Origin of the sequence: Flavobacterium sp. EDS (assembly GCF_020991525.1) — a bacterium.
In the GTDB taxonomy this organism is placed as follows: domain Bacteria; phylum Bacteroidota; class Bacteroidia; order Flavobacteriales; family Flavobacteriaceae; genus Flavobacterium.
The window spans coordinates 687,023-704,616 of record NZ_JAJMOZ010000001.1 but is presented as its reverse complement, the minus strand read 5'-3'; the positions used below and the strand labels follow the sequence as shown (position 1 = coordinate 704,616).

Sequence of the window (17,594 nt, the reverse complement as noted above, 5' to 3'; positions counted from 1 at the left end):
TTTCCTTATATCTGAATGGAACGTAGATAAGGCGGATTCACTATAACAAAAATATTTTTTTCTGAACCATTAAGTTATGAAGCTTCATTAAGAATAAAAGTTTAATCTCTCTAACTTTTCCTTATATCTGAATGGAAAGTAGATAAAACAGATTCACTATAGCTAAAACATTTTTTTCTAAACCATTAAGTCATTAAGCTTCATTAAGAATAAAAGTTTAATCTCTCTAGCTTTCCCTAAAATGAGAAATGGAACGCAGATAAAACATTTTACTTTTCTCATTCTCTCATTCTCTCATTCTCTCATTTCTACATTCACTATTTTTTCCATTTCACCTCACCTAAATATCAAATTATAAGAAAAATAATATATTTAACTCGATTTAATAAATAAAACATTACATTAGTTATTAATTTAAAAATTTTAGCTTATGAAAAAGAAATACTTTTATTACATTTTATTGCTCTTATTTAATACGTCTATTTTATTTGGGCAAAAAGTAACCCTTACACCACTAGTTGTAAATGGCAGAAGCTATACCTCAGGACCTATAAACCTTGAATCAACTTCTACTTCGAGCGTTTCATTAAATGTTAAAGTAGAATCTCCTACCGCCACAGGAAACGATGGTACGATTAATATATATTATTATAAAGCCTCAGCACTTGGGGCTTCTATAGCAACAGGAGGTAATGGAGGTTCACTTATTTTTGGAGGAGGAAAAATAGCTAACCGACAATTTGTGATATCCCTAAATTGGAATGAATTTGCAACTTTTGGAGGATCAATATACGCTGAGTATAAAAATGCAACTGGCATCATTTACAAAAGCGCTAGCATTGCGATTATAAAAAATGCAACTAGTGGTGGAGGAACTTTAACACCTCCCGCTGATGCTCCCAACCCTGCAAAAATAGCAAATACCATATGCTGTGACCAAATCGTAAGACTCGGTGATAAACCTCAAACTATAACTGCTTCTCAATATGCAAACCCATACGCAAATTATAGCTACGGAATAAATGAATCTTGGAGCGCTAACGGGAATAGCACAATCAAGTTTTTAAATTTTAAAAGCATTGCTCTAAATATAGATTACATCTCCGAACTTAAAAATTTCACAATTACAAGAAGCCTAGGATATAACAACACCTCTAATCTCACAAATAAAAGCAACACCATAACTATTACTGTTGTACCATCTCCAATTCTTACTAATCTAATTCAGACTAATACTCCAGTAAATTCAGACGGATTTGCTGAAATTTCAAGTTTGAAAGGTATAGCTTTTTATAAATTCACTTCAAAAGTGAACTTAAATATTCTCCAAAATCCATTTCATGTAAACCAAAGAGGCGATAATATTGTTGATGTAGATAGCGATAAATGGGAATATGCTAAAATAGATAAGGATTACAATCCATATGCGCCTAAATACTGGATACCTATTACTGAATCTCAATTAAACAATTTTAATCCTTCACAATTTTCAGAGACAGAAGATGCTTATTATGTTGTAAGATGCATTGCTATATACAAAAACATTACTAAAGTTAGTAATGAACTAAAAATAATGACAAGAGGAATACGTCATGACAATACAATTTGTTGTGACCAAGACTTAAAAATATCTTCCAAAACTCAAATAGAAAGTCCTAATACTATAATTGGATCAACACCAATATTCGAATATTCACACATCCAACAAGAGCCATTAGCATATTCAACATCATACCAATGGCAAAGCCAATCAGACGCAAGAAGATTGGGGGAATGGACAAATATAATAGGTGCTACATCCAAAGATTATTTACCTTTACCTCTTAAGGTAATTGAATCTAGTAGGCGTGGACTAACTACTGAATCTAATTACAATTACAGGCGAATCGCTACATTTTATTATACCGCTTTCGTAAACGGAAGATGGACTCCAGGTAAAGAATCTTGTCATAGCAATGAGATTTCACTAATTGGTTCAAGTAATAATTTCTATACATTAAAAATTTACCCAAACCCAACATCATCTATTTTAAACATTGAAAGTTCTAATGACCTAACAAATGCTAAAATCAGTATTATCAATACCCTTGGTATTGTTGTTAACTCCAATAATTATTCATTAGTAAATCCTAATCTAGCAACTATTGATGTATCTAATTTATTAATAGGAGCATATTTTATCACAATAGACTATGGGCGCTCCTTGGTTCAAAAAACTTTTATAAAAAACTAAATAAATAGAAATAGAAAAAGGGAATCTTACGATTCCCTTTTTTATGTTCTAGAAGTTCAAACCTTAGAAATTAATCTGCTGAACTTGGCTTTCTTTCAAATTTAAAGAAGACATAACTTCTGAATAATTATTTTTATTTACAGATGAAAGGAAATTAGCAGGAACTATAACAAAACGAAATGTTTGATTATCAATAAAATCACGGGCATTTAATAAATTAAAAGAACCTCTTGCAGTAATTACGAAATCTAATTTACTAAAATCAAAATAATAATCTATAACATCACCATTATTAAAATAAATTGTTCTCGGTATTAATTGCCAAACAGGAGTAGTTGAATTAATAACATCTGTTAATCTATAAACCAAAACAGATTCATCATCATATAAATTATCTCCAATTTCAAATATAAAAGTACTTTTCAAATTATACTCATTATCAGCAACTCTGCCTAAATCTACATTTTTAATTTCGAAAATTTGAGGCATAAGAGCTGGCCCTGGAGGCCCTTCTGGTCCTTCACAACTAGAAAATGCGACTAATCCTATAATCGCAAAAAGTGTAATTATCTTTTTCATGTTTTTTTATTTTTAAGTTTTTATACATAAAGGTATTCCAAAAATCAAACCAAAAAAAATAATCAGTACTTATTTATTCTATAAATATCAAAAAAAACAACACAACATTCTGATATTCAATATTAAACAAATTAAATATTCAGTGTTTTTTTTACAGAATATTCTCTTTTAATTTACTGCAACACCATTTTTAGCCAGAACTTTACTAAAATACAATACATGATAAGGCAATGCATTTTCCCAATATTCCCATGTATGTGCTCCTGGTCTTTCGGTATAATCGTGGGCTACTTTATTATACAACAATCTTCGGTGTAATTCACGATTAGGCTCTATCAGAAAATCATCTACTCCGCAATCTATAATTAAAGCTAGCTTATTGGCTTTTATTTTATCTACCATTCCCAAAACGGCATTTTGTTTGTACAGTTCAACATCATTGCTTTTATCTCCAAAAACGGGGTGCATTAGCTTTACAACCTCAGTCGCTGAATCTCGATTTAACATAACGCCCATATCTACAGCCCCACTCATGCTTCCGGCTGCACAAAATAAATCAGGATGCTTAGCCGATAAGGACAATGCGCCATGTCCTCCCATAGAAAGTCCCGAGATTACTCTTCCCTTTCTATCGGTAATAGTTCGATATGTTTTGTCTATTTTCTGAATTACTTCTTTGGTGATATACGTTTCAAACTGGCTTTCTTTATTTACTGGACTATCCAAGTAAAAACTAAACGTTTCCCCTTCTGGCATTACGATTATCAAATTGTATTGATCGGATAAATTTTGTACTAGTTTTTTATCTGGTGTACTTTTTAGCCAATCTCCAAAATGCCCATAGGCGCCATGCAATAAATACAATACTGGAAATGATGCTTTGCTTTTGGCATACGAATTGGGCAAAACAACTGCCGCTTTATACGTTTTTCCCATCGCTGCACTTGGTATTTGTAGCGTGTCTACTTTGGCTCCGTAAGACAAAAAAGAACTGCACAAAAAAGCAGCTATCAATACAATTTTAAAGTTTTTCATTTTTTTTAAGGTTCTGAGTTGCTAAGCCTCTAAGATATAAAAAAAGAGGTAAAGGTTTTAGAAAAGGAACAAAGGCTCAAAGGGACAAAGGTTAAAAAGAAGGTTCTGAGATACTGAGGTGCTTAGTTCCGATAGCTATCGGAACTAAGGTTTGGATTGAGCATAAAGTAACTACACTATTGCCTTTATAAAAAAATCTCCACAAGAAACGTGACACTTTACTGCCTGTTTCTTGCGGAGATTACTCATCTGTCTGAAAAATAAGTTTATATATAAAATTACGGTTACTTTGTGTTCACTCCTCTTTAACAAAGACGCACTGCAGTGCTTCTCTACAGAAAACCTTTGAACCTCGGAACTTCTTTTTAACTTTTCGATTCATTAAGAAAGACGCACTGCGGTTCGCGTCTACAGAAAACCTTTGCACCTTTGCACCTTTGCACCTTTGCACCTCAGTACCTCAGAACCTTTTTTTAACCTTTGAGCCTCAAAAAAGTTACCAAATCACCACACGTAAACTATCTGGTTGATACATTTTATCCCCTTTTTTCACATTAAATGCTTTATAAAATTCAGGCATATTACTTAATGGTCCGTTTACTCTAAATTGCTCTGGAGCATGTACATCGGTCATGATTTGATTAATTTTAGATTCATCTCTTCTATTGATCATCCAAGAATAAGCATAAGAAAGGAAGTAACGCTGATCTGGTGTTAATCCGCTAATTTTCTCATTGTTTTTATACTGAGCTGTTTTCTTAAATGCCTCGTAACCTACTACAACACCACCTAAATCGGCAATATTTTCTCCTTGTGTTGCTTCACCGTTAACGTGCTTACCTAATACAGTAAACTTATTATACTGATCTACAATCAACTTCGTTTTTGCTTTAAATTTTTTCAAATCTTCGGCAGTCCACCAATTATTTAGGTTTCCTTTTTCGTCATATTGACTTCCTTGATCATCAAAACCATGTGTGATTTCATGTCCAAAGAAAGAACCTCCAAGAATTCCGTATAATATAGCATCATCAGGCATTCTTCCTTCATAACCCGGAACGATCGTATTACAAGCCGGAATCACAATTTCGTTATTACTCGGATTATAATACGCATTATACGTTTGTGGCTGCATGCTCCATTCGTTTCTATCTACAGCTTTACCATATTTGTTTACCATATCATTGTAATGCCAAGAATTGGCTCTCATTACATTTCCACAATAAGAATTCTTATCGACAGCAAGTTTACTCATATCCTTCCATTTATCTGGATAACCTACTTTCATAACGATTTTATTCAATTTTTGTAATGCTTTCTCTTTTGTTGTGTCGCTCATCCAATCTAATTTCTTGATATGTAAAGCAAATACGTCACGTATATTATTACCTATTTCCAATAATTTTTCTTTCACGCCTTTTGGCATATATTCAGCTACATATACCTGCCCTATTAATTCGCCTAAGTAACTGTTTGTTTGTCCAACAACTCTTTTCCAACGTGGTTTTTGAGTACTTACTCCGTTCATTACAGTCGAAAAGAATTTGAAGTTTTGCTTCTCTACATCGGCATTTAGGTATTCGGCATAAGAATTAACCAAATTCCATTTAAGATATGTTTTCCAGTCCTCAATAGGATATGTTTTTAATAATTTATTCAATGAAGCAAAAAACTCTGGTTGCCCTACAATTACCGAATCAGCTTTGGCAATACCCAAAACTGGCAAGACTGCTTTCCAATCAATGTTTGGAGTCGTTTTGCTAAATTGTTCAACAGTAAGTTTGTTGTAGTTTTTTATAGGATCTCTAAGCTCTTCTAGTTTACGAGATGATTTTGCCAGATCAGTTTCTAGCTTCATGATAGTTGCAGCACTTTTAGCAGCCGTAGCTTCGTCCTCGCCTGTAAATTTCATCATCGTTTTAAGATGCGTTAGATACTCCTTACGAATAGACTCATTTCGCTTATCAGTATCAAGATAAAAGCCTCTTTCATCCATCCCTAATCCGCCCTGTCCAAAAAACAACGCATATTTTGTGCTTATTTTATCATCCTGACTTACATAAAATGAAAAGCCCGGACTAGCTCCAATAGTTTGTAAATGCGCTATAGAATTTACCAAAGAAGGAACATCTTTTATAGCAGCAATTTTTTTCATTTCGCTATTAAGCGGAGACAATCCTGCTTTTTCGATAGCAATCGTATCCATACCCGAAGCATAAAAACCGCCTATTTTTTGTTTGTTACTTCCTTTTGCAGCCGATTCATCTGCGGCCGATTTTTCGCAAATCGTTTTTATTTGTTCATTAATTGTATCCATAACAATCCTCCCAATACCATTACTACTATCGGTACTTGGAATCGGATTTTTCTTAAACCAACCATTATTGGCATAATTAAAAAAATCATCTGCTGGATTAATCGTTGTATCACGATTGGTTATTAAGGGATCCGGAAATACTGCTGGTTCTTTTTTGCCACAGCTTGAAACAACTATTCCCGTAAGAGTAAATACGATAAGTGTTCTAAATAAATTCATGAAGGTTATAATTTTGATTGTTTGATTAAATCTAACTAATTGATGCTTGTTTGTTACAATATTGAAAAACAAGAATGTAAATATAATTTTTTCTTACATACAAAATGATGTAGATTTATTTTTTTAGCCACAGCTACCGAAGAGTTTTCGGCTGGAACTTATTTCTTAAAAGAGCTATTTTTTCTTTTAAAAGAGTGCTAAATATTCAAAAACAAGACATTTATCTAAATCTTTTTTGCTTTAAAATCATTTTTTATACGCCAATTACTACAAAATCGCAAAGTGTTGATTAAAAAAAGTGATAAAATAAAATCCAAAGCCGCTATAAATCCGTATATAATCACAGGTCGAGCAGAAACACTTTTAAATCAATGACTTAGACCATAAATTTAACATAAAAAATATTTTGCAGTTAACAAACTATTTGTAGTTTTGCGCACCGCGATTTGAAAATTAAAACAAAAAACAAAGACATGAAGAAGATTTTAGGATTAAGCTTAGTATTGGTTATTTTTTTGACAACGATGAGTACTTATGCAATTGATGGAAAGGGAGATTATATTTTAAATATAAAAACCGGAAATGGCAAAGTAGTTAGTTTTACCTTAAACGGGGAACAAAAATCAAGTTTTTCAATTTTTGACAACGAGAATCATTTGATATACAAAGGAATAGCTACTAATGAATTAGAAATTTCAAAAACATTAAGCTTAGAAGCATACCCTGCAGGAACGTACTACCTTGAATTACAGAACAATGCTAAGAAAGTAAAACACGAAATTGTTGTAAAATCTTCTAAAGCAAACAAAACAACTGACGAAACGGTTAATCAAAGTCCAGCTTTTCGTCGTTAATTTAGCAACTTTTTGCAAAGCAAGACAATTACTATTTTAGTTATTACAAACAAACCCCAACTCTCTAGAGAATTGGGGTTTGTTTTTTTCTTATTCGCTCTTTGCTATTAAAATAAAGCTTACTTAAACAAGTTTTTAATATCATCCTGAACTCCAAAAATATCTGTTATGGTATACAAACCCACCGGTTCATCTAAATGGGTATTAGAAGGTGGAGTTTCAACACAAGCTGCGATTAATTTGATTTGATTTGCCAAGTCTGGTAAAAATTTAATTCCTGCAACCGAAAATTTAGAAACTCGTGTGACACCACTGTCATACATTCTTCCTTTTGCTTTTATTTTTTCTAATGCTTCAATTTTAGGAACATTATCAAATATCTTATCATAAAACTCAAGTATCGGACTTTCATTTGGGCGTTCGTGGCTATGTATATAGGCACAGAAATATTGTTTCCCTAATTGAATAGAAATTACATCCTTCGGTCTGTAAAAAGTAATATTATCTGGAGATGATGGTATTCGTTTTAATTCAGTCGCTTTAGAATTTATAAAAGCTTTTATCTCAGCTGTTTTTCTAAAAAAATCATCACTTAAAACAACTTCTTTATTTAAATCATCAATCGCATCTATTGCCTTTTCGTTGATTATTTCATCTGCTAGCCCATATTTATGAAGCGTTAATGCTAAAGCGATATAGGCTTTACGTTTATAATTAATTGTCACTTCTGAACTATCCGCTTCTAATATGCAATTCCAGCGCAGTACCATTTTAGGAAGTATATAATTAGTCAGATTGGCAGCTATTTCTTTATCATGCTTGGCGTACCTCATCACAGTACCAGTAAGTCTTGCCAAATCCTCATCAATATTTTGAACTAATGATTTTGCAGCCAGTTTATCTAAGATTTGTTGATGTGTCATAATTTCTAATTTTTTCCAAACTTAAAAATAATAAGTAATTCTTTTAAATCTTTCCTCTCATAAAAAACAAGAAAATAACAACAAAAAAACAGCTCTAGATGGAGCTGTTTTTTTTTAAATTAAATCTTTATCGAGAATATTATTTTCCTTTTAGTAATTTTTCTAAATATTCGATTTTATCCTTTTCGGCTTGAAGCAAACGCTCGTAAAGTTTTTTATTTTCTTCTACTGTTTCCATTAGTTTATCTAACGGATTGAATGTACAGTTATTAAGTCCAAAATAGTTGTTAGGACTTTCATTGAAAGTATTAAAATAATTAATCACACCTTCTTCAGAAAAATTCTTGATGGCATCAACCGTAACTCCAAGTGCTTTTGCTACTTCGATCAGTTTTTCTTCGTCTATTGTTTCACTGTTTTCTATAGCAGATACAGCCTGTTGGTTAGTTCCTAAAGCTTGCGCCAAAGCTTCCTGTTTCATATCACGAAGTTCACGAATACGGCTAATTTTTCGCCCTATATGATTTGGTTTTGTAAGTGTGCTCATAATTCAAAGATAATAATTAAGTATAATAAATGGCAATATGTAAAAAACATATTTAGCGGCGTACAATACAGCAAAAAATGATTTGATACCGCACAATCTATTTCTTTCTTGCAGCGAATTAAACAAAAGTACAATTTTTCTTATAATAAATTTATAAAAGTCAAATTATAAAACGATTAACAATTCTAACTAAAACACATACAATCATGGAAACCAATGAAACTAAAACTTTAGAGCATCTTAGAAAATTAACCACCTTACATTTTCAGACATTAAAACCTGTAGGCAACAAATCAAAAGCTTATGTCGCTCAAATTAAGTTCGTAAATTATTATGATTTGGGTTGTGTTATTACCGATATGATAAAATTATGCATTTTAGCACTCGATGAGGAAACTCATAAATTTTCTGAGAAAAACAAAAATGAAGTCATTAATGTAAGTCTGATTTTAGAAACCGTTCTGCAGCTGTTCCCTATGGATGAATTAGAGTTTTTAAGTGATGTTAGTGAGATGGTTGGTGAAGATTCTTAGAGTGTTAACTAATAAACAGGAGCTATGAAGTGTTTATATGCTTGCGCGAGGGGAGATGGTTGGTGGCGAATGAATATAATGTTTTAACTTTCGTTGATATGAAAAAAGAGATTACGCTGAAAACAACCACAATATTGTCATTTCGACGAAGGAGAAATCTTCACAAGTAACTCCGTAACGAAAGTTCAATTTTAGTCGAGCTTCTCGCGAATATTTCTCGCTATATTCTGCTTCAAATTTATCTTTTTGATTCTCTTTGCCGATTATTGGAATGGGTGCAAAGTCGGAAGACTTAGCACAGCAATTGCGAACACACCGTGGAGCGGATGTGTTGCTTTTAATTAACAATAATTTCTTTAAATTTCTGGACCAATGAATCTACTGAAATTTGGAAAGGAATATTTCGATTTGAAATAGCGCTAATTTTTTCATGTAAAATATTATTTGCTTGATTTTTTGCCTCCTCCAAATCAGTTGTATTTATCCCTTTATGATCTTGCATACGAAATAAATGATCGTTAATAATTTCTTCAAATCGATTATTTATTTCTTTCAAATATGGTGTCCAAACAATTAAGGTATCAATATCAATTACAGTTAAACCTTTAATGATATTTGGATCATACTTATCCTTTAATCTTTCTTTTACAATTTCCAAGTACCAATTATTTAATCTATAGTTTATTCCTGGAGATTGAAAAATTCTATCTTGAATAATTAAAACAGGAAAAATATTTACAACATTATCTGAATTTACATATTCATCTAGTTGAAAGTTTTTATTAACAATGTCTTCAATAGAATTTACTAGCTGTCCAATACCTACAGCTTTTTTACCGTCATTAACAAATTTTTCATATAATATCGAATTAATTTCATCGATATTAGCTGATGATTTTACAGTTTTTGAAATTAAAACATCTTTATTTTCAAAAAGTAATACTGTATTATTATGACGAATGTAGTAATCTGGTTCACCATCTATTTCACGTTGAGCTTCTCTCTTTTTGTAAAAATCTTCTTTACAAAAAATATCATCTAAAATATTCTTCATCAAGAAATTTTCAGAAAATTCTTTATTGAAAAATCCAAAAAAGTCTCCATACTTTTTCTTTAAAATATCCTTACCCTCATAAATTTCTTTAAGTTTAAATTTTGCACTTTTATAAAATTTATCAACCACAAAAAAATAATTTACAATCGAAAATCTATTCTCTCCTAAAAAATAAATAGGATTATTTTTTAAATGTGTAAAATCTTCATCTAAAGCAATATCATCTGATGTCATTGAAAGCAGAAAATCCAATGATGCCTTATCATGAACTTCAAAAGTATATCCTTCTGAAATTTTAGACATTAGTAATTGACCAAATAAATATTTCATTTGAATTATAAATTCCTCTTCTGAATTTACATTAAAACTACCTAAAAACTCATTTTTTAATTCTACAAAATCTAAATTAGAATTCAAAAAATTAAATAATTCCTCAACCTTATGAATTGTACAAAAAACTAACTTTAAAAATTCGATTCCATCTTCTTCGAATAATGCCAAATCAGATTCAGGAAATTTAAGAATTAAACTAAAATCGACTAGCTTTTCGAAATTATTCTCATGTAAATTATTTAATTTTTGATGACCATTAAGCTGGCTATTAATAACAAGAAATGCTTTGAAAAGATTCATTTCATCTTCGTCAACTGAAATATATTTATTATTCAAAATTTCTTTATTAGATAGAATGTACTCAGCTAATTTTAGACCAGCATATTTAGAAATTACTATAGGCTTTTGAATAATATTATTTGCCCTTAAGTAGTCAGTAACACTTTGATTAACTTTATTATGCAAATGTAGGTTAGAAAAAAAACTATCGAAATTTGTACTTGGATTCTTACTACAAAATCCGATTAACATCAATAAAGATTTTCTCGATACATTTTTTAAATAATCTAATACTCCTTTAGGTTCTTCATCAGGAAAAACATTTTCAAACTGCAATCTTTGTACTACTTTCACCATTTTAAATAAATTATTTGTAAAACATTTAGAAATTGAAAAAATTAAATATTTGATTTACTTTTAAAAATAAAAAAATTGATTGACAATAAACCAAACAATATTCGGAAGATTTTTCTTGTTTATATATTTCAAATATAGTAGATTTAAAAATCATTTTTAATATTTAGTATTTTATAATGGTATGAAAAAGCTTCCCCTCTAAGAAGTATTCGTAATTACTTTGCGAAATCTCCCGACTTCTCACCCGGTGCTATATTTCTTTCGTTCCAAAATTATTTTTTTGATTCTCTATGCGGATTATTGGAATGGGTACAAAGTCGGGAGACTTCGCACAACAATCATCTAATTTTATAAATCAACACTTCGAAGAGCTGGAGCGACTATGTCAGAGTTTAAGAAGTAGATTGTTCTCATACTCTAACTTTGATTTTGGAATGTATTTGCGACAAAACTTTATTTGCCTCTTTACTTTCTATTTTTCTTATATTAACAATATATCCTTCAATTACTTCTGAAGAACTAGCACTCACCTCAATACCACTAGCTATAATCCTATTAACTCTTTCAAGATCGGCTACAATGTTTTTTTGAAGATCTGTAAAATTCAACTCGCAAGCTGATTTATCGTTCATAAACCATTGACAAAAGTCTGCGTATTTTGATACCGAAGCAATTGAATAATACACATACATCGAAGTATTTCCTCTTGCACGACTACTTCGAGCAGTCTCTTTGAGAAGTGTTGCAGTTTCTGTATAAAACTCAATCTGTAAGTCCCCAAGTTTATCAATTACAGCTTGTCCCTCTTTCTTTGTAGCTTGGATTTCATTCTTCAATTCAGTTGAAATTAAATCAAACTTGGCAACAACATTTTGATATGTAAAAAATCCAATAACTGCGACAACCAATCCAAAGACGACTAATATTAGATTTGTATCATGAGACTGTTGCAGTATATAATAATCCTCTTTAAAAGATTTTTCAGAATTTAAGTCTTTAGTATCTACCTTAGAATATTTTACTAGGGTGTTAATTCTAGTTTCTAGCACTTCATTATTGTGATAGTTAATTGCTGTTAAGATTACAACGGTAAACAATATAACAGAAAAAACAGCTGTAGAAATATATTTTCGCATTTGTTTATTTTTCTGACGAAAATAGCAAAAAAATATTATCACAAACTACTTTAACATTTAAAACAAAAATTGTTTCTCAAACTTTTTCTTTTCATCTTTAATCTAGAAAAAAATAATCTTCCGTCCTTTGTGGAGACAGTTGTCTAAAATACTTTCCCATTTTGTAATTTTACTTTTACACCTATTTATATGTATTTCGAATCAAAATTTAAGTTTAGATTATTAATATTTATGCTTTTCTACATATATAAGAATACAATTAAAACAAAAAAAACCTCCCGTTTCTGAGAGGTTTTCCTAAATCTATAAAATCGTAATAATTACATATTCCTTCTATACTGTCCTCCTACTTCAAACAATGCCGAAGTAATTTGACCTAACGAACATACTTTAGTCGCTTCCATTAAATGAGCGAATAAGTTTTCGTTTTTAATAGCTGCATCTTGTAAGGTATTAAGATGGTCTTTAACCGATTCTTTATGATACTCATGTAAGTTGTTCAACATATCTATCTGATATTGTTTTTCTTCTTCGGTTGCACGAATAACCTCTGCTGGAATAACTGTTGGTGATCCTTTTGAACTCAGGAAAGTATTTACACCTACAATTGGGAAATCTCCGTTATGTTTTAAGGTTTCGTAATACAAACTTTCCTCCTGAATTTTAGAACGTTGGTACATGGTTTCCATTGCACCAAGAACTCCTCCACGCTCCGTAATACGGTCGAATTCTTGTAAAACAGCCGCTTCTACTAAATCGGTTAATTCTTCGATTATAAATGAACCTTGTATTGGGTTTTCGTTTTTGGCTAATCCTAATTCTTTATTAATAATCAATTGTATTGCCATTGCACGACGAACTGATTCTTCGGTAGGTGTTGTAATTGCCTCATCATATGCATTGGTATGCAATGAATTACAGTTGTCATAAATTGCATATAATGCTTGCAATGTGGTACGAATATCATTAAAATCAATCTCTTGTGCGTGCAATGAACGCCCAGAAGTCTGAATATGGTATTTAAGCATTTGTGCTCTTTCGTTTGCACCATATTTAATCTTCATGGCTTTTGCCCAAATTTTACGTGCTACACGACCAATAACTGCATATTCTGGATCTACTCCATTCGAGAAAAAGAAGGATAAGTTGGGTCCGAAATCGTTGATGCTCATTCCGCGGCTCAAATAGTATTCTACGTAAGTGAAACCATTAGAAAGCGTAAATGCCAATTGCGTAATTGGGTTGGCTCCTGCCTCTGCAATATGATATCCTGAGATAGAAACTGAATAAAAATTACGTACGTTTTGCGTAATAAAATATTCCTGAACGTCTCCCATTAATCGTAAAGCAAATTCGGTAGAGAAGATACAAGTATTTTGTGCCTGATCTTCTTTAAGAATATCGGCTTGAACCGTTCCACGTACTTGCGAAAGCGTCTTGGCTTTAATATCATTATATACATCCAAAGGTAAAACCTCATCACCAGTAACTCCCAGAAGCATTAATCCTAAACCATTATTTCCTGCTGGCAAATCGCCTTGGTATTTAGGTCTTGTGATTCCTTTTGCTGCGTATAATTTGGTGATTTTTTGTTCTACTTCTTTTTCTAAATCATTGGCTTTAATGTAATATTCACATTGCTGATCGATTGCTGCATTCATAAAGAATCCAAGCAACATTGGCGCTGGGCCATTTATTGTCATACTCACTGATGTTAAAGCATGAACTAAATCGAAACCTGAATATAGCTTTTTGGCATCATCCAGACAACAAATAGAAACTCCGGCATTTCCGATTTTACCATAAATATCTGGTCGTACATCGGGATCATTACCATATAATGTTACACTATCAAAAGCTGTCGAAAGACGTTTTGCAGGCAATCCCGCGCTCACATAATGAAAACGCTTGTTGGTTCTTTCTGGTCCACCTTCTCCCGCAAACATACGTGATGGATCTTCTCCCTCACGTTTAAAAGGATACAATCCTGATGCAAACGGAAATTCTCCTGGAACATTTTCCTGCAAACACCAACGCAAGATATCTCCCCAAGCTTCGTATTTAGGTAAAGCTATTTTTGGGATTTGCTGGTGCGATAAACTTTCGGTATGTGTGGCTATTTTTATTTCCTTATCACGAACTTTAAAGCTGTAAACAGGATTTTTATATTTATTTACTTTCTCATCCCAAGTTAGGATCATCTCCCAATTGTATGGATCTAAATCCATTTTTACCTTATCGAATTGATTTAGTAAAAGATTTAAAAAGACTCTATTTTCGTCAAGTCCTTCGACTCCGCTCAGGATGACACTATTGTCGTCGATTCCCGCTTTGGTAATCACAGGAATTTTGCCCGTAACACTTTCGATGGTTTTAAAAATACCGTATAATTTTTGTGCTACTTGTTGTTGTGACAAAGCAGTTTGATCATATTTACGGTTGTTCTCTGCAATTTCAGATAAATATCGTGTTCTGTGTGGTGGAATTACGAATATTTTCTCGCTCATTTCACGAGTAATTTCGAAAGTCGATTTTAAATCTGATTCGGTTTTTTCGACAATTTTATCCATGATAGATTTATACAGCGTATTCATCCCCGGATCATTAAACTGCGAAGCAATTGTTCCAAAAACAGGCATATCGTCAGGATTTTTATCCCAAAGATTATGATTGCGCTGGTATTGTTTTTTTACATCACGTATGGCATCTAGCGCTCCACGTTTGTCAAATTTATTTAATGCTACTAAATCGGCAAAATCAAGCATGTCGATTTTTTCTAATTGTGTTGCAGCTCCAAATTCTGGTGTCATTACATATAAGGATACATCAGAATGATCCATAATCTCTGTATCTGACTGACCGATTCCCGAAGTTTCTAAAATGATGATATCATATTTAGCCGCTTTAAGAACCTGAATCGCTTCGGCAACATATTTAGACAAAGCCAAATTTGATTGACGAGTTGCCAACGAACGCATATAAACTCTGGAATTATTAATTGCGTTCATTCGGATTCTATCTCCTAAAAGTGCTCCACCAGTTTTACGTTTCGATGGATCTACAGATACGATTCCGATAGTTTTTGTTGGAAAATCGATTAAAAAACGACGAACCAATTCATCTACTAATGAAGATTTTCCTGCTCCACCAGTTCCTGTAATTCCTAGTACAGGAATTTTAGAAGTAGCATTGTTTTTATGTATTTTATCAAAAACAGGCTTTGCAATTTCTGGAAAATTCTCTGCTGCAGAAATCAAACGTGCAATTGCAGTTGGATTTTTATCTTCGATATGATCTATTTCATTTGTAAGTTTATCTCCAATAGGATAATCAGAACGTTCTACCAAATCATTAATCATTCCTTGTAATCCCAAAGAACGCCCATCATCTGGAGAATAAATTCTTGTGATTCCGTATTCGTGCAGTTCTGCAATTTCGCTTGGCAAAATTACTCCACCTCCACCACCGAAAATTTTGATATGCCCAGCTCCTTTTTCGTGAAGCAAGTCATACATATATTTAAAATATTCGTTGTGACCACCTTGATACGAGGTTAGTGCAATAGAGTTTGCATCTTCCTGAATGGCTGTATTTACAACTTCTTCAACACTTCGATCGTGACCTAAATGAATTACCTCAACTCCTGTGGATTGAATAATACGGCGCATGATATTTATTGCCGCATCATGTCCATCAAAAAGTGATGCAGCGGTAACAATTCTTACTTTATTTTTAGGAATATAAGGTATTTGTGGTTCCATTTTGAGAATATGATAATTTTAGGAGAGCAATTTACAAAAAAATTTAATGATTCTTGAATCTAGTTTTAATCCTTATTAAAAAAATATTCATTTAAAATAATCTTAAAATGTATTTTTAAAGCTTAAATTTTACTTTATAGCTTTTTTCGTATATATTTGTATAAAATTTAAAGTTAATTACTAATTTAAGTCATAATAATATCACAAAAAATAACATTTTTCATAGTAACGCTTAGCAACCTAGTTTTAAAGAAATACATAAATCCTATAAATATCCTAACAGCTGTCTTCATTAAAAGTATGATAATGGCGTATTTTAAGATTTAAAAGGCTTATCAAAAAAAAGTAATTCTTTATAAGAAAACAGTTAGCGTAAGAATAGATTTTGCATTAATTACCATTCTCCCTCTCATCGTGCTATTCTCACTTATTGATTTTGTTTTTAGTATCCCTAACTAAAAACAAGATTATTATAACGTATCGGTTTTTTATAATCTATAACAGCCATAAACACTAATTACCAAAGGCACATTTGCTTTTAAAATTTGGCTAATAGCTTATAGAACTGATATTGTTTTATAGTCAATTCATAAAAAATAATATCTCACGCTATAACAAATAGCAATTATAAAAATACCAGAAATGAGAAAATTCGATTTAAAAGCATTTAATAAACATAAAAAAGACAGTGCTATTTATTGCCGATATATCAAAATAAATAATAATGGAAACACCATAGAAACTTATCTTGTGGCAAACAAAGATTCCTATCAGGAAACTATTACTTATTTAAATACTCCAATAATAAAAAGATATATGTACGATAAGTACACATTAAATATGACAAAAGAAGTTACCAGTTTTTATGATTGCATTATAGGTTTCCGAAAAGAATATAATGATGAAGGCGTACTTATAAAAGAGATAAATTACGATAGCCCATATGCCTTTAGTTGGCAAGATCTGGTACAAAAAATGAAATTGGAATATGATATTGATTTAATGGATAAGTTGGACCAGATTAAAAATAACAATTGTGTATCGTCTGTATCCAGAAATCCTAAATTAATGCAATATGATATTCGTATTCCATGCGAAAATATTCCACATGGTATTCCTGAAGAAAGATTTGAAATCGATGCCACTACAGGCGAAGTAATCACTCATATTAAGAACAGAGGAAAAACATATCCAAATGCCAACAAATAACCAATATTATCTTTGGCTTCTAGTTGTTTTTACATTACAGTTAACTCTCCTGATACAAAACCATCTTTCCTAGCCTAGCCCCGATGGAAACGATATCCCGCACTTTTTGGGGTGCGGATTTAGTGTACAGCGGGAACATTGTTAGTAATAAAACAAAATGTTTCTGCTCCTAAAATAAAATTGTGGCTTTGTTTTTGAATAAGTAGTATTTTTGAAACTTATAAA

12 protein-coding genes are annotated in these 17,594 nt (G+C 31.7%); 4 read left to right on the top strand and 8 right to left on the bottom strand.

The features are described 5' to 3' along the window. The first annotated feature begins 430 nt into the window (after positions 1-430). Entirely contained in the window at positions 431-2,233 is a 1,803-nt protein-coding gene (locus LPB87_RS03060) for a T9SS type A sorting domain-containing protein (RefSeq protein WP_230604914.1), read from the top strand. Between the two features lie 63 nt (positions 2,234-2,296). Here the strand turns inward: LPB87_RS03060 and LPB87_RS03055 are convergent, their stop codons facing one another. The 3 genes from LPB87_RS03055 to LPB87_RS03045 all read right to left on the bottom strand — a co-directional run bounded on the left by LPB87_RS03055 (position 2,297) and on the right by LPB87_RS03045 (position 6,383). Further along, positions 2,297-2,812, bottom strand: coding sequence for a hypothetical protein (locus tag LPB87_RS03055; RefSeq protein WP_230604913.1), 516 nt, complete (start codon positions 2,810-2,812; stop codon positions 2,297-2,299). Positions 2,813-2,980: 168 nt separating this feature from the next. Next, positions 2,981-3,847, bottom strand: a complete 867-nt coding sequence (locus tag LPB87_RS03050; protein ID WP_230604912.1) for an alpha/beta hydrolase family protein — start codon at positions 3,845-3,847, stop codon at positions 2,981-2,983. Between the two features lie 496 nt (positions 3,848-4,343). After that, complete coding sequence (locus LPB87_RS03045) at positions 4,344-6,383, bottom strand: M13 family metallopeptidase (RefSeq protein ID WP_230604911.1); 2,040 nt, start codon at positions 6,381-6,383, stop codon at positions 4,344-4,346. Between the two features lie 473 nt (positions 6,384-6,856). On the opposite strand from LPB87_RS03045, the gene LPB87_RS03040 reads away from it, so the two are divergent. Next, on the top strand, positions 6,857-7,237 hold the full coding sequence (locus tag LPB87_RS03040; protein WP_129537682.1) for a secretion protein: 381 nt from the start codon (positions 6,857-6,859) through the stop codon (positions 7,235-7,237). Between the two features lie 119 nt (positions 7,238-7,356). Here LPB87_RS03040 and LPB87_RS03035 read toward each other — a convergent pair whose 3' ends face one another. Together LPB87_RS03035 and LPB87_RS03030 are read right to left on the bottom strand one after the other, a co-directional pair. Then, a complete protein-coding gene (locus LPB87_RS03035) occupies positions 7,357-8,160 on the bottom strand; it encodes a hypothetical protein (RefSeq protein ID WP_230604910.1) in 804 nt (267 codons plus the stop codon). Between the two features lie 139 nt (positions 8,161-8,299). Continuing rightward, positions 8,300-8,707 (bottom strand): helix-turn-helix transcriptional regulator, encoded by a 408-nt coding sequence (locus LPB87_RS03030; RefSeq protein ID WP_230604909.1) that lies wholly within the window; start codon positions 8,705-8,707, stop codon positions 8,300-8,302. A gap of 206 nt (positions 8,708-8,913) precedes the next feature. Here LPB87_RS03030 and LPB87_RS03025 point away from each other — a divergent pair, with 206 nt between their 5' ends. Then, entirely contained in the window at positions 8,914-9,240 is a 327-nt protein-coding gene (locus LPB87_RS03025) for a hypothetical protein (protein WP_230604908.1), read from the top strand. A gap of 337 nt (positions 9,241-9,577) precedes the next feature. Here the strand turns inward: LPB87_RS03025 and LPB87_RS03020 are convergent, their stop codons facing one another. From LPB87_RS03020 to LPB87_RS03010, 3 genes are all read right to left on the bottom strand, one after another. Continuing rightward, positions 9,578-11,260: a hypothetical protein gene (locus LPB87_RS03020; protein WP_230604907.1), complete on the bottom strand. Its 1,683-nt coding sequence runs from the start codon at positions 11,258-11,260 to the stop codon at positions 9,578-9,580. 413 nt (positions 11,261-11,673) lie between these two features. Next, the gene (locus tag LPB87_RS03015) at positions 11,674-12,399 is read right to left on the bottom strand and encodes a hypothetical protein (protein ID WP_230604906.1); all 726 of its coding nucleotides are present in this window, start codon (positions 12,397-12,399) and stop codon (positions 11,674-11,676) included. 320 nt (positions 12,400-12,719) lie between these two features. After that, positions 12,720-16,160, bottom strand: a complete 3,441-nt coding sequence (locus tag LPB87_RS03010; protein WP_230604905.1) for a methylmalonyl-CoA mutase family protein — start codon at positions 16,158-16,160, stop codon at positions 12,720-12,722. 642 nt (positions 16,161-16,802) lie between these two features. Here LPB87_RS03010 and LPB87_RS03005 point away from each other — a divergent pair. Beyond that, positions 16,803-17,369: a hypothetical protein gene (locus tag LPB87_RS03005; RefSeq protein ID WP_230604904.1), complete on the top strand. Its 567-nt coding sequence runs from the start codon at positions 16,803-16,805 to the stop codon at positions 17,367-17,369. Positions 17,370-17,594: the final 225 nt, after the last annotated feature.